General features: G+C 70.3%; 10 protein-coding genes. 3 read left to right on the top strand and 7 right to left on the bottom strand.

From position 1 onward, the window contains the following. The first annotated feature begins 600 nt into the window (after positions 1-600). Complete coding sequence (locus ABZU76_RS29910) at positions 601-1,446, top strand: DUF72 domain-containing protein (RefSeq protein WP_354875270.1); 846 nt, start codon at positions 601-603, stop codon at positions 1,444-1,446. A 466-nt stretch (positions 1,447-1,912) separates the two neighbouring features. On the opposite strand, the gene ABZU76_RS29905 is transcribed toward ABZU76_RS29910, so the two are convergent. After that, entirely contained in the window at positions 1,913-4,666 is a 2,754-nt protein-coding gene (locus ABZU76_RS29905) for a BTAD domain-containing putative transcriptional regulator (RefSeq protein ID WP_354875268.1), read from the bottom strand. 56 nt (positions 4,667-4,722) lie between these two features. Here ABZU76_RS29905 and ABZU76_RS29900 point away from each other — a divergent pair, with 56 nt between their 5' ends. Beyond that, positions 4,723-5,658, top strand: a complete 936-nt coding sequence (locus ABZU76_RS29900) for an o-succinylbenzoate synthase (RefSeq protein ID WP_354875266.1) — start codon at positions 4,723-4,725, stop codon at positions 5,656-5,658. 212 nt (positions 5,659-5,870) lie between these two features. Then, positions 5,871-6,092, top strand: coding sequence for a PspC domain-containing protein (locus ABZU76_RS29895; protein ID WP_220244657.1), 222 nt, complete (start codon positions 5,871-5,873; stop codon positions 6,090-6,092). A 493-nt stretch (positions 6,093-6,585) separates the two neighbouring features. On the opposite strand, the gene groL is transcribed toward ABZU76_RS29895, so the two are convergent. The 6 genes from groL to ABZU76_RS29865 all read right to left on the bottom strand — a co-directional run bounded on the left by groL (position 6,586) and on the right by ABZU76_RS29865 (position 13,576). Next, positions 6,586-8,214: a chaperonin GroEL gene (gene groL / locus ABZU76_RS29890; protein ID WP_326566586.1), complete on the bottom strand. Its 1,629-nt coding sequence runs from the start codon at positions 8,212-8,214 to the stop codon at positions 6,586-6,588. 274 nt (positions 8,215-8,488) lie between these two features. Next, positions 8,489-10,288, bottom strand: coding sequence for an alkyl sulfatase dimerization domain-containing protein (locus ABZU76_RS29885; protein ID WP_354875264.1), 1,800 nt, complete (start codon positions 10,286-10,288; stop codon positions 8,489-8,491). 87 nt (positions 10,289-10,375) lie between these two features. Continuing rightward, on the bottom strand, positions 10,376-12,169 hold the full coding sequence (locus ABZU76_RS29880) for a protein kinase (RefSeq protein ID WP_354875262.1): 1,794 nt from the start codon (positions 12,167-12,169) through the stop codon (positions 10,376-10,378). A gap of 69 nt (positions 12,170-12,238) precedes the next feature. Further along, positions 12,239-12,445 (bottom strand): cold-shock protein, encoded by a 207-nt coding sequence (locus ABZU76_RS29875; protein ID WP_204093028.1) that lies wholly within the window; start codon positions 12,443-12,445, stop codon positions 12,239-12,241. Between the two features lie 101 nt (positions 12,446-12,546). Further along, a complete protein-coding gene (locus ABZU76_RS29870; protein WP_354875260.1) occupies positions 12,547-13,170 on the bottom strand; it encodes an AIM24 family protein in 624 nt (207 codons plus the stop codon). Position 13,171: 1 nt separating this feature from the next. Continuing rightward, positions 13,172-13,576, bottom strand: a complete 405-nt coding sequence (locus ABZU76_RS29865; RefSeq protein WP_354875258.1) for an AIM24 family protein — start codon at positions 13,574-13,576, stop codon at positions 13,172-13,174. Positions 13,577-13,592 lie beyond the last annotated feature (16 nt).

Raw genomic sequence — 13,592 nt, 5'->3', positions numbered from 1 at the left:
GAGTTCAGCGGGCGCACCCACCTCCAGCAGAAGACCCACCTGGGCGGGCCCACTGCCATCACCAGCCCACACCGGCGGGCCTCCCGATCCCCGAGCCCATGCGACGCACCCACCTCCAGCCGACGAGCCGCCCGGGCACGCCCATCACCAGTCCACGCAGGCGGGCCTCCCGATCCCCGGGCCCAGCCGACGCACCCACCTCCAGCCGACGAGCCGCCTGGGCAGGCCCATCGCCAGCGGTGCCGGGCGTGGCCGTCCGCCGGGCGCGCGCGGGCCCGGCCAATGCCGCAGCCCTGGGCGACCGGCGTCCGAAGGTCCTCCCGGCCGGGTTCCGCACCCGGCCGGGCAACTCCGGCCATAGCGCCACACCGTGATCCCCCGCAGCAGCAGCCCACCTCACCGCGAGCTGCCTGCACAGCGACAGCCGCGGGGCGAGGCGGTCCACCGCACTCTCCTCCACACTGAGCAAGACAGGACGTGAGACAGATGTCCTCTCGGTTGGGTCGGCTGTCCCGAAGTCCGGTGCGAGTGTCCGGGCGGCCGTTGCGCGGGCGGGTTTACCGGAATCTGCCGAGGGGAATCACGCCGCGGAGGAAGGCGGTGAGGGAGATCGCCGGGATTCGGATCGGGACGTCGGGGTGGCGGTACCCGCCGTGGCGCCGCGAGTTCTACCCCGAGGGGCTGCCGCAGCGCCGCGAGCTGGAGTACCTGTCGCGGCGGCTGAACTCCGTGGAGCTCAACGGGTCGTTCTACTCACTGCAGACTCCCGACCGCTACACCGCCTGGGCCGACCAGACCCCGGCCGATTTCGTGTTCGCTGTGAAGGGCGGGCGCTTCATCACGCACCTCAAGCAGCTGCGTGACGTCGAGCCCGCCGTCGCCAACTTCTTCGCGTCCGGAGTGCTCGCACTCGGCGAAAAACTGGGTCCGGTCCTGTGGCAGCTGCCCGCACGGCTCGAGTTCGACCCCGACCGCGTCGAGACCTTCCTCGGTCTGCTGCCCCGCACCACCACCGAAGCCGCCGCGCTCGGCGCGAAGCACGACGACAAGCTCAAGACCCCACCCCACCTCGAACCCGGCAAGAACCGGCCCATCCGGCACGCGCTCGAAGTCCGCCACCCCAGCTTCGTCACCCCGGAAGCCCTCGACCTGCTGCGAAAACACGACGTCGCCCTCGTCGTCGCCGACACCGCCGGCCGCTGGCCGTACCGCGAGGACCAGACCACGAACTTCACCTACGTCCGCCTCCACGGCGACGTCGAGCTCTACACCAGCGGCTACACCGATTCCGCCCTGCGCACCTGGGCCACCAAGATCACCGCCTGGCACGCCGACGGCCACCGCGACGTCCACGTCTACTTCGACAACGACGTCAAAGTCGAAGCTCCCCGCAACGCCATCACCCTCTCGAACCTCCTGCACCTCAAGCCGCCACCGGCACAGTGAGCGCACAGTGAGCGCCATCCGGTTGGCTAAGGCGTACGGGTGCAGGTGGTCTGCCTGCTGTCTCTGGGGGTCGGCACGCAGACCACCGCACCACGTGCCCCTGGCAACTTGCCACGCCCCACGGCAATCCCCACCACGATCCGCCAGCTCGCGACCCGAACCGGCAACTCCCGGCGAGCCCTGGCAAGCATCAATGCACCCGGCAACATGCCAGGCACCGCGGCAAGTCCCACAGCCTGACAAACCAGCGGCAGCCGCCAAGCCGACTGGCAACTTGCCAAACCCCAAGGCAACACTCCCCGCTGACCGGCACATCGCCTCCACCACCGGCATCTCGCCACCCCGAACGGCACGCTCGCCGCTCACCGCAAGACATCCCGGCCAACTTCGCATGAACGCCGGGCGGCGGCATGGGAGCGAGTGGCCTCCCGCCACACCGAACGGCAAGCCGGCCACAGCCGGCAACTCAGCCCGAAACCATCGCAGCCAGCTTGGCCCGGACGTCCGCCGCGTCGGGGTGGGCGAGGTCGGTGAGGAGGTGGACCGAGCGGAGCCAGCAGTCGCGGGCTGCGGCGGGGTGGCCGAGGCGCAGGTGGGCCGTGCCGAGTTGGGCGAGGACGTCGGCGGCTTCGTAGTGCTCGTCCATCGCGAAGAACATGTCCACGGCGTCCGACATGCACTCGATGCCCTCAGCCGACCGGCCCACGCCGAGGAGGGCTTTGGCGCGGGTGGTCAGGGAGAAGCGGCCGTCACGAGGAGCAGGCGCCAAGGCCAAAGCCTCGTCTGCCAAAGCCAAGGCACGCGGGAAATCCCCGAACCGGCAGCACAAATCCCCCAGCGCGCGCAGCACGTTGGCTTCGAAGCCGGTCATCCGCAAGTCCCGCACGATCTCCAGCGCCCGCGTGCCGTGGGCGAGCGCCGCGGGGAAGTCGGCCGACGAATCGGCCGCCATGGCCAGGTTGTACAGCGCCCGCGCCTCGCCCTCGCGCGAGCCGAGCTCGCGTTGCAGAACCAGCGCCTGCTCGAGGTACCGCCGCGCCGACGCGTAATCGCGCACGACCCCGTCGATCACGCCGAGACAGTTGAGGATCCCGGCCTCGCCACCCCGATCGCCGGACAGCCTCGTGCCCCGCAGGGCCAGCTCGTTGAGCGCCCGCCAGTCGTCGACGCCGGCGCGGCCGGCGAAGTACGTGAACATCAGCCACGTGAGCTTCCAGCAATGCGCGTACTCCCGCAGCCGGAACGCCAGGTGCACAGCCGCGACGAGGTTCCCGTACTCCGCGGCGAACCACGCCAGCCCCGCGTGGTAGTCGGCGAACTCGAGGCCACCGTCCACACGCAACTCCAGCGACCCGTAGATCCGCTCGGGCCGCATCGCCCGCGAAGCGTTCAACGCCGAAGAAAGGTAGAAATCCAACAGTCGCAACCGTGCCGCCGACGTCTCCTCCACACTGTCCACATGGTACGCAAGCTCTGCCGCATACGCCCGAATCAAATCATGGAACTGGTAGCGACCCGGCTGCGGCTGAGTGAGCAGGTGCGCGGATACCAGGGCGTCCAAAGCGGATCCCGGCGGCGACCCCAGCAACACCTCTGCGACGGCAGGCGTCACATCCGGCCCCGAAGGCAGGCCCAGTAACCGCAACAACCGCGCGGCATCCGGCGGCAACGCCCGGTAAGAGTACGAGAACACCGATCGGATGTTCGTCTCCTCGCCATCACCGAGGTCGAACAACCCGAGCCGGTCAGGCTCGGCGTCCAGCGCGTCCACAAAGGAACCCAGCGGGTAGTCCGGGAACTGCGCCGCCCGCACGGCCAGGATCCGGATCGCCAGCGGCAGGCCGCCGCAGTACTCCACAAAGCGTGACGTGGCACCAGGATCCGCGTTGACGCGGTCAACGCCGATCGCCGAGGCCAGCAGCTCGACAGCGCCCGCCTCGTCCAGCTCCTCCAGCGCGATCCGGCGCGCACCGTGCGTCGCGACGAGGCCGCGCAGCTGCCAGCGGCTCGTCACCACGACCAGGCAGCCCGGCCCCGGCAGCAGCGGCCGTACCTGCTCGGTGCTGTTGGCGTTGTCCAGCACCACGAGCAGCCGCCGCCCCGCCGTGTGCGTGCGCCACGTCGCGGCGCGACCATCCACATCGGCCGGCATCTGGTCACCAGGGACACCCAGCGCCGACAGCAAAGTTTCCAGCGCCGCCAACTGTTCCACTGGCTCGCCAGGACCGTACCCGCGCAGGTTCAGGAACACCTGTCCACCCGGGAACCCATCTGCGATCTCGTGTGCGAAGTGGACGGACAGTGTGGTTTTCCCCATGCCACCCATGCCTTCCACCGAAGCGATGGGCGTCGACGTGCTGTCCTCTGTCGGAAGCAAAGCACGCAACGCCTTCAAATCCGCCTCACGGCCGGCAAAAGCACCGAGGTCGGCCGGCAACTGGTGCGGCACCTGCGGCTCGACCGCCGGCTGATAAGGCGCCCCACCCAGCACGAGCCGGTGCACGCGCTGCAGGCCGGCGCCGGGATCGAGGCCCAGCTCCTCGGCGAGCACCGCGCTGATCCGCCGGTACACCTCCAGCGCCTCGGCCTGCCGTCCGGAATGGAACAACGCGAGCACGAGCTGCTCGTGCAGCCGTTCCCGTAACGGGTGTTCCCGGGTCAGCCGCGTCAGCTCCGGGACGACGGTGCCGAACTCGCCGACGGCGATCAACGCGTCGGCCCACAGCTCACGCACGCGGGTGCGTTCCTCGGCGAGCTGGCCGACCTCGTCGCGGTGCAGGGCGTCGGACTCGACGTTCTGCAGCGCCGGCCCTCGCCACTCCGCGAGTGCGTCGGCGAACAACCCCGCGGCACGACGGTGTTCGCCTTGTTCGAAAGCTGTCCTCCCCCGGGCTGCGAGTGTGCGAAACCGACCAAGATCCGTTACCAACGGATCAAGCTCCAGCAGATAACCACCACGCTCTGTGCGAATCGCAACACCCGGGCCCAGCGCGCGCCGCAGCCTCAGCACGTACGTCTGGAGGGCGCCCTTCGAACGGCGCTGGTCGTCGTCCCACAGCCAGCGGCCGAGCTCGTCCGCGGACACCAGACGGTTGGCGCGCAGCAGCAGCCCTGCGAGCACGATCAGCGGGCGGCTCCCGCCAAGCGGCACGGCGCGGCCCCCGGCCACGACCTCGGCCGGGCCGAGCACCCGGAAGTCGAGGCCGTCCACACATCTCATTCTGGCCGGTCGCCGCCCGATCGGCACGTGACTTCCAAGTGGCATGATCTGCGGTGATGAAGGTCTACGCGCTGCCCCTGCACAACCGGTTCCGGGACATCACCGTCCGTGAAGGCGTCCTGCTCGAAGGGCCCGCCGGGTGGGGTGAATTCTGCCCGTTCGCGGACTATTCGGACGCCGAGAGCGTGCCGTGGCTGGCGAGCGCCCTGGAGGCGAGCGAGCAGGGCTGGCCCGCCGCGGTGCGCGAACGTGTCGAGGTCAACACGACCGTCCCCGTCGTGCCGCCGGACCGCGCCCACGCGCTGGTCCGCGCCTCCGGCTGCCGCACGGCGAAGGTGAAGGTCGCCGACAAGCACTCCACGCTCGCCGAAGACTGCGCCCGCCTCGAAGCCGTCCGCGACGCCCTCGGCCCGGCCGGCGCCATCCGCGTCGACGCCAACACGGCCTGGGACGTCGACACCGCCGTCACCGCGCTCGCCGCCCTCGACAAGGCGGCCGGCGGCCTCGAGTACGCCGAACAGCCGTGCCGCACCATCGACGAACTGGCCGCCGTCCGGCGCCGCGTGTCGGTGCGCATCGCCGCCGACGAGTCGATCCGCCGCGCCGAGGACCCGCTGAAGGTCGCCGTCGCCGGGGCCGCCGACATCGCCGTGCTGAAGGTCGCCCCCCTCGGCGGCGTGCGGCGCGCCCTGGAGGTGGCCGAGGCGTGCGGGCTGCCGTGCGTCGTGTCGTCCGCTGTCGAGACCAGCGTGGGCCTCGCCGCCGGCCTGGCCCTCGCGGGCGCCCTCTCGCAGCTCGACTTCGCCTGCGGCCTGGGCACGATGTCCCTGCTGACCGGCGACGTCAGCACGACGTCGCTGTCCCCCGTGGACGGTTACCTCCCGGTCCTGCCGCAGGCGCCGGCGCCGGATCGGTTCGAGGAGTTCGCCGCAGCGCCGGACGTCACCGAGGCCTGGCTGGCCCGGTTGGACCGGGTGCGCGCGCTGCGCTGAGCCTCAGCGCCACCGGCCCAGGTGAGCACGGACCAGCCACGCATCAGCCCACTCCTGGTCCGGCCCCTCCGGCAGCGGAGACGCACCGGCGCGGCGGTGAGCGTTGGCGCCCACCCGAATTTCCCTGATCTCGCCTCAGGGTCGGAGTCCAGGGTCGGTCTCCGGGCCGTTCCCCGATGTGCCGAGGGGCCGCGCGGCGGAGTATTCATGGCATGACGAACAGCGTGTACACCCCGGAAACCAAGAAGCTCTTCCGCAGCCGCACCGACCGGATGTTGACCGGGGTGTGCGGGGGCTGGGCCGACTACCTCGGCGTCGACCCGACGATGGTCCGCATCGCGGTCGTGGCCGCGACGGTGCTGTCGGCCGGGATCATGTTGCCGGTTTACGTCGCCGCTGCCGTGCTGACGCCCGAAGCGACCCAAGCCGCCTGACCCGTCGCGGCCGGGGAGGGCCGCGGTACTGGGGGGAAAGGGGTGGCACAACCAAGGGGGAGCAAACGGCCCGGGCGCGGGGAGCGCCCGGGCCGTTCGCTGTGTCCACATCGGACGAAACCAAGGAAATCCGGCGCCGGCGGCCACGAACCGACGCCGACCGAACAGCGGACAACACGATCCGACCCGCTTCGCCGGCCCGCGCATCACTGCCGCCGACGGCCTACTGGCGCCGGTCAAACCCACCTACCCACAACACATCGCACGAGAACGCCAGCCGACTGGCGCACCGACACCGGCCACGAGCCGACGTCCACGCCCACACGAGCACGCCAACCGACTCGCCACACCGATGACGCAAGACCGCCCGGCCCGATCGAAGCCGCACCCCGAAGCCCGACCCTAGGCACGAAACCGTGGCCCGCAAAGGGAAAAGCCCGGCCCACCGAAGTGGACCGGGCTTTCCGGATCTAGCGTCAAACAGCAGCCGAACTCAGAAGTCCATGCCACCCATGCCGCCGGACGGGTCGGCCGGAGCGGCGGAAGCCTTCTCCGGCTTGTCCGCGACGACAGCCTCGGTGGTCAGGAACAGCGCCGCGATGGAGGCGGCGTTCTGGAGCGCGGAGCGGGTGACCTTCGTGGGGTCCGGCACGCCGGCGGCGAGCAGGTCCTCGTAGACACCGGTGGCGGCGTTGAGGCCGTGACCCTGCGGGAGGGACTTGACCTTCTCCGCCACGACGCCGCCCTCGAGGCCGGCGTTGATGGCGATCTGCTTGAGCGGCGCCTCGACGGCGACCTTGACGATGTTGGCACCAGTGGCCTCGTCGCCCTCGAGCTTCAGGCCCGCGAAGGCAGCCTCGGCGGCCTGGATCAGAGCCACGCCACCACCGGCGACGATGCCCTCTTCCACGGCGGCCTTGGCGTTGCGCACCGCGTCCTCGATGCGGTGCTTGCGCTCCTTGAGCTCGACCTCAGTCGCGGCACCGGCCTTGATGACGGCGACGCCGCCGGCCAGCTTCGCGAGGCGCTCCTGCAGCTTCTCACGGTCGTAGTCGGAGTCCGAGTTCTCGATCTCCGCACGGATCTGGTTGACGCGACCCTGGATCTGGTCAGCGTCGCCCGCACCCTCGACGATCGTGGTCTCGTCGCGCGTGATCACGGCCTTGCGGGCGCGGCCCAGCAGCGACAGGTCCGCGTTCTCCAGCTTGAGGCCGACGTCCTCCGAGATCACCTGGCCACCGGACAGGATCGCGATGTCCTGCAGGATGGCCTTGCGGCGGTCACCGAAGCCCGGGGCCTTGACGGCGACGGACTTGAAGGTGCCGCGGATCTTGTTGACGACCAGGGTGGCAAGGGCTTCGCCCTCGACGTCCTCGGCGATGATCAGCAGCGGCTTGCCGGACTGGATGACCTTCTCCAGCAGCGGCAGAACGTCCTTGACGTTCGAGATCTTGGAACCGAAGAGGAGGATGTAGGGGTCCTCCAGCTCGGCTTCCTGACGCTCCGGGTCGGTCACGAAGTAGCCCGACACGTAGCCCTTGTCGAAGCGCATGCCCTCGGTGAGCTCGAGCTCGAGGCCGAAGGTGTTGCTCTCCTCGACGGTGACGACGCCTTCCTTGCCGACCTTGTCCAGCGCCTCGGCGATCAGCTCGCCGATGGTGCGGTCAGCGGCCGAAATCGAGGCCGTAGCAGCGATCTGCTCCTTGGTCTCGATCTGGACGGCCATCTTGTGCAGCTGCTCGGTGATGGCCTCGACGGCCGCCTCGATGCCGCGCTTCAGGCTGATCGGGTCGGCACCCGCGGCGACGTTGCGCAGGCCCTCGCGCACGAGCGCCTGGGCGAGCACGGTGGCGGTGGTGGTGCCGTCACCCGCGACGTCGTCGGTCTTCTTGGCAACTTCCTTGACGAGCTCGGCCCCGATCTTCTCCCACGGGTCCTCGAGCTCGATCTCCTTGGCGATGGAGACACCGTCGTTGGTGATCGTCGGCGCGCCCCACTTCTTTTCGAGCACGACGTTGCGGCCACGCGGGCCGAGGGTCACCTTCACGGCTTCGGCGAGGGTGTTGAGGCCGCGCTCAAGACCGCGGCGGGCGTCCTCGTCGAACGCGATCAGTTTGGCCATTGCGGTGTGGTCCTCCGGTATTGGGCGCCACCGCCGCGCTGCGTCGTCTCGAGCGTCTCAGCTCAAGACCCCGTCAGCGGCGGCAGCAGGACACGTCCTCGGCCAGGCTCGGTGCCCGCGACGGACGACTGACCTGGGCCAGCCTCACCGTCCCGACCTTCAAGCGCGCAGTCGGTGACCGCACGCTTGGCACTCAACGGCGTCGAGTGCCAATGCCGTGTTTAGCACTCCCACGGTGAGAGTGCAAGAATCGCAGGTCAGTGATCCACGCTTGTCACGGCGTGACGATGGCGAAGCCCGGGTCGTCCGAGTCGAGGAGGGCGAGCAGCCGCCCGAGGACGGCGGGGTCGCCGGTGTGGTCGAGGTCATCCGGGTCGCCGCCGGACAGGAGGCCGAGCAGCTGTTCCTTGGTCAACGTGAGGGTCAGGTCGACGTCCACGGTCGACGTCGGGTTCGCGGTCTGGATCAGCGCCCCGTTGGACAAGGTGGTGCGGATCGTGGTGGCGAAGTCGGTGAAGCGCCACTCGATGGTGAGCGGGTCGGCGGCGGCGCGGGGACCGTCGACGCGGATGGCGAGGGAGTCGAAGAGCTGCTCGACCGTGAGCGCCGCCGTCATGCCGCCGCCGATGTCGAGGGGCGGCGGGGTGATGCCCTTGCGGAGCTCGAGCGCGCCGACGAGGTAGAAGTTGCGCCAGGTCGGGTTCTCGGCGCCGTAGCCGAGGCGCTCGTAGACCTCGGCCAGGGCGTTCTTGGCGACGGAGTTGTCCGGGTCGGCGAACACGGCGTGCTTGAGCAGTTCGGCGGCGAAGCGGAGGTCGCCGGCGTCCACGTACTCCTGCGCCTTGCCGAGGACGGCGGCCACCCCGCCGAGGACGTCCACGTAACGCGTGGCCAGCGCCTGCGGCGGGTGCTGCCACAGCGACGTGGGGTGGCCGTCGAACCAGCCGAGGTAACGCTGGTAGATCGCCTTGACGTTGTGGCTGACCGAGCCGTAGTAACCCCGCGCGTGCCACGCGTTCTCCAGCTCCGGCGGCAGTGTGAAGTCCTCGGCGATCTCGATGCCGGTGGCGCCCTGGTTGAGCAGGCGAAGGGTCTGGTCGTGCAGGTACGCGTAGAGATCTCGTTGCTGCGAAAGGAACTTCACCACGCGGGCGGTGTCCCAGGTGGGCCAGTGGTGCGAGGCGAACGCCACGTCGGTGCCGGCGCCGAAGAGCTCGATCGCCTCGTCGAGGTAGTGGGCCCAGACGCGCGGGTCGCGGACCAGCGCGCCGCGCAGCGTGAGGAGGTTGTGCAGGTTGTGCGTGGCGTTCTCGGCCAGGCACAGGGCGCGGTGGTCCGGGAAGTGGAAGTTCATCTCGGCCGGTGCCTCGGTGCCCGGCGTGAGCTGGAAGACGACGCGGACGCCGTCAAGTACCTCTTCCTGGCCGGTCGCGGTGATGTCGACGGTGGGCGCGAGCAACCCGAGCCGGCCCGTCGACGTGGCGATGCCGAGCCCGCCGCTGACCTGGCCGGTGGTGCTCACGTCGAGGGTGATGCCGTACATGTACGTGGCCCGGCGGCTCATCGCCGTGCCCGCGTACACGTTCTCCGCCACGGCATCCTCGAGGAAGCCCACCGGGGCGAGGATCGGGACGTCACCCGCGCCGCCGGGCAGCACGCCCAGCACGCCGCCGAAGTGGTCGGCGTGCGAGTGCGTGTAGATGACGGCGGTGACCGGCCGGTCACCGCGATGGGCGCGGTAGAGAGCGATCGCGGCCGCCGCGCATTCCTCGGAGATCAGCGGGTCGATCACGATCACGCCGCGTCCGCCTTCGACGAGCGTCATGTTCGAGATGTCGAAGCCGCGGACCTGGTAGATGCCGGTGGTCACCTCGTACAGCCCGTTGGTGCGGCACAGCTGCGCCTGCCGCCACAGGCTGGGGTTCACCGTGTCCGGGCAGTCGCCGTCGAGGTAGGCGTACGGGCGCAGGTCGAACACCGCGCGGCCGTCGGCGCCGGTGATGGTGACGGGGTCGAGCGTCGCGACGAACCCGCGTGCGGCGTCCTCGAAGTCCTGCCGGTCACCGAAATCCATGGCTGGCCCCCTCGACCTCCGGCGTGTCCCGGGAGTCGAACACAGCCGGGATTCGAGATGGTCACCTGCCGGAGATGAGATCGCGGGTCAGCGGCTCGGCTGGATGGGGATCGACGCGGGCGGCGGGTTGAGCGACGGCGAGCCGGACTGCGAACCGCTGGGTCCGCCCGGGCCGACGGGGATGTTCGGCGCGGTCGTGGGGGTGGTTGTGCCGCCGCCGCTGTCGCCGCCGCCGCCGAAGAGGAAGATCGCGCCGACGATCAGGCCGGCGAGCACGACGATCCCGAGGCCGATCCACAGCCACTTCCGGCCACCGCCGCTGCGCGACTGCTGGAACGCACCGGCGCCACCGGCGGGCGACGGCGGACGCAGCCGCATCGGGTCGCCGGGCGGGCCGTAACCCGGGTGCATGCCGGGGTAACCCTGTTGCTGGTTGGGGTAGCCGGGTTGTTGGTTGGGGTAGCCGGGCTGCGGGCCGGGTTGTCCCGGGTGACCGTGTTGGCCCGGATATCCCTGCGGTACTTGATGTCCTTGCGGCGGCATGCCGGGGTAGCCGTAGCCGGGGGGCGGGCCTTGCGGCGGGGCGCCGTGGGGCTGGCCGGGGTTCTGCGGGGCGCCGGACCAACCGCCGGGGCCGGCCCACGGGTTTCCATCAGCGGGTCCGCCTTGGCCGAGTGCGCCTTGGCCGGGGACGCCCTGGCCACCGGGTCCGGTTTGGCCTGGTCCACCTGGGACACCAGGTCCGCCGGGTCCCGACCATTGGGCGCCGTGCGCCGGGTCGTTCCCCTGACCGCCGGGCCCACCGGGACCCTGCGGCCCGCCTTGGCCGTATCCCGGCTGCTGTCCGAAGGGCGGCACGCCGGCCCCCTCCCCCTGAGGACCGTGAGCACCCTGACTGCTCTGGCCGACCTGGCCACCGGCCGCACCCGGACCCGGACCCGGACCCGGACCCGGACCCGGACCACCCAAGCCGGACAGTCCGTTCTGCACCACAGCCCCACCCGAACCCGGCGGCCCCGGCGGCGTGTCCGACGTCGCGAGCGGTCCCAGCGCCACGCGGGCGGCGGCGATCATCGCCACGCAGTTCGGGTACCGGTCGGCGGGGTTCTTGGCCATGCCCTTGCGGATCACGTCGTCGACGGCGGCGGGCAGCGCGACCACGTGCGAGACCGAGGGCGGCTCGCCGTTGAGGTGGCCCTTGATCACCGTCGGCACGTCGCCCTTGAACGGCGGGGTGCCGGTGAGGCACGCGAAGAGCACGCACGTCAGCGCGTATTGGTCGGTGCGCCCGTCGAGGGGCTCGCCGCGCAGGTGCTCGGGCGCGGCGTAGGTCGGCGAGCCCAGGAAGTCGCCGCCGCGCGTGCGGTGGCCGGTGGCGCCGCGGCGGGTGAGGCCGAAGTCGGCGACGTAGACGTGCTCGCGGGAGGTTTCCTTGCTGGTGACGAGCACGTTGGCGGGCTTCACGTCGAGGTGGACGAGGCCCCGGTTGTGCAAGGTGTCCAGCGCGTCGGCGACCTGGTCGAGCAGCGCCAGGGCGCGCGCGGGCGCGATCGGGCCCGAAGAGATCAGCCCGGCGAGGTCGCCGCCGTCGACCATGCGCATGGCGATGTAGAGCATGCCTTCGAGCTCGCCGAAGTCGTACAGGGGCACGACGTTGGCGTGGTCGATCGCGGACGTGTTGCGGGCTTCGTCCACGAACCGCTCGCGGAACTCGGCGTCGGTGCCCAGGTGGTCGCCGATGACCTTCAGCGCCACCTTCCGGCCGAGCCGCACGTCGGTGGCCTGGTAGGTCACGCTCATGCCGCCCTTGCCGAGCACCGAGTCGATGCGGTAGTTGCCCAGCCGGCGACCGGTGAGGTCCCCCGACACATCGCCTGTCACGCTGCGCAGCTTAACGCCCTGCATTCCGCAGCGATGGGCGGTTCGCCCAACCGGTCGGCTACCCCGGAATCAGGAGACCTTGCGGACGTCCGCCGCCTGACTGCGGCCGTCGCGGCCGGATTGGACCTCGAACTCGACCCGGTCCCCTTCGTCGAGCGTCCGGAATCCTTCGGCCTGGATCGCCGAATAGTGGACGAACACATCAGGCCCTTCGGCGGATTCGATGAACCCGTAGCCCTTTTCCGAGTTGAACCATTTGACGGTGCCGACAGCCACGGCGCCCTCCCTCAGGACAAGATCCGCTGTCCGTAGCGGCTGGAAGTGCAGTTCACGCTACCGGAATTACGCCCCTCGGCAATGGTTGATTCGCAGATTCGTCAGCCCCGGGAAACCCGCCTGTTACGCGCTTGCACGAGAACGGTGCCCGGTCCGGCGAAATCGAGGACCAGACCTTCGCCGGTGCGCAGCGACTGCGGGCCGCTCGGATCCACGGCGCGCAGCCGGCACTGCAGCGTGTCCGGGTAGGCCAGCACGTAGTCCGGTCGCACGGTGACCAGCTCACCGGCCGACAGCTCGAACGAGTCGACGGGTCCCGGCGCGGTGAGCACGAGCGGACCGGTGCCGCTGTAGTGGTCGAGGAACCCGGCGTCGGCGCCGAAGAGCTGCTGCAACGGCGCCCACGTCTGGTCGTGACGCACGGAAGACGGCCGCGCGAGCACGGCGTCGCGGTGCACCGACCAGCCGGTATTGCCCGTGAGCTCCAGCGGGTAGACGTCGCCGGGGCCGAGCGGGGCGAGGTCGACCCAGCCGCCCTCGGCAGGCGCCGTGAACACGGAGACGCCGGGCTTGCGCGCACCGCCCCGCGCCGACGGCGGAGCGCCTTCGCGCACGCCGAAGCTGGTGGCCAGCATCGTGTCCGACGCCGACTGCACGGCCTCGCCGGGCGCGAGGTGCACTCGCGCGACGCCGAAGTTCGGCGTGTGCCTCGTGTGGACGCGCATATCAGCGGGAGGAGACGTGCGAAAGGATCCAGCTGATCAGCGAAGACGGGTTGCGCGTCTGCGTGAGGATCTGGCCGGGACCGGCGAAGTCGAACACGAAGCCTTCACCACTCTTCATCGACTGGATCACGCCCTGCGCGACCTTGCGGAGCTGGTACCGGACAGTGTCGGCGTAGGCCACCACGTGACCGGTGCCGACGGTGATCGCCTCGCCCGGCTGCAGCGTGATGACGTCGAGGAACGCGCGGCCGAGGGTCTTCATGATCCCGCCGTCGGCCTGCGACTGGACGGTCACGCCGTAGCTGGTCGCCATCATCGCGCCCGACTCGACCTGCACCGGTTCACTCGGCGTCAGCTCCAGCCGCGCAACCGCGAACGACGGCTGGTGGCGGACTCGTACCTGCATCAGAACTCCCCTGATC

Origin of the sequence: Amycolatopsis sp. NPDC005232, from assembly GCF_040607795.1 — a bacterium.
Lineage (GTDB): Bacteria > Actinomycetota > Actinomycetes > Mycobacteriales > Pseudonocardiaceae > Amycolatopsis.
Note: the sequence above shows the minus strand (reverse complement) of the source record. Positions and strands in the feature narration are given on the sequence as shown.

Coding starts and splice junctions, on each gene's coding strand:
- ABZU76_RS29865 (WP_354875258.1), bottom strand. CDS start 13,576: ATGCAGGTACGAGTCCGCCACCAGCCGTCGTTCGCGGTTGCGCGGCTG.
- ABZU76_RS29870 (WP_354875260.1), bottom strand. CDS start 13,170: ATGCGCGTCCACACGAGGCACACGCCGAACTTCGGCGTCGCGCGAGTG.
- groL (WP_326566586.1), bottom strand. CDS start 8,214: ATGGCCAAACTGATCGCGTTCGACGAGGACGCCCGCCGCGGTCTTGAG.
- ABZU76_RS29905 (WP_354875268.1), bottom strand. CDS start 4,666: ATGAGATGTGTGGACGGCCTCGACTTCCGGGTGCTCGGCCCGGCCGAG.
- ABZU76_RS29895 (WP_220244657.1), top strand. CDS start 5,871: ATGACGAACAGCGTGTACACCCCGGAAACCAAGAAGCTCTTCCGCAGC.
- ABZU76_RS29900 (WP_354875266.1), top strand. CDS start 4,723: ATGAAGGTCTACGCGCTGCCCCTGCACAACCGGTTCCGGGACATCACC.
- ABZU76_RS29885 (WP_354875264.1), bottom strand. CDS start 10,288: ATGGATTTCGGTGACCGGCAGGACTTCGAGGACGCCGCACGCGGGTTC.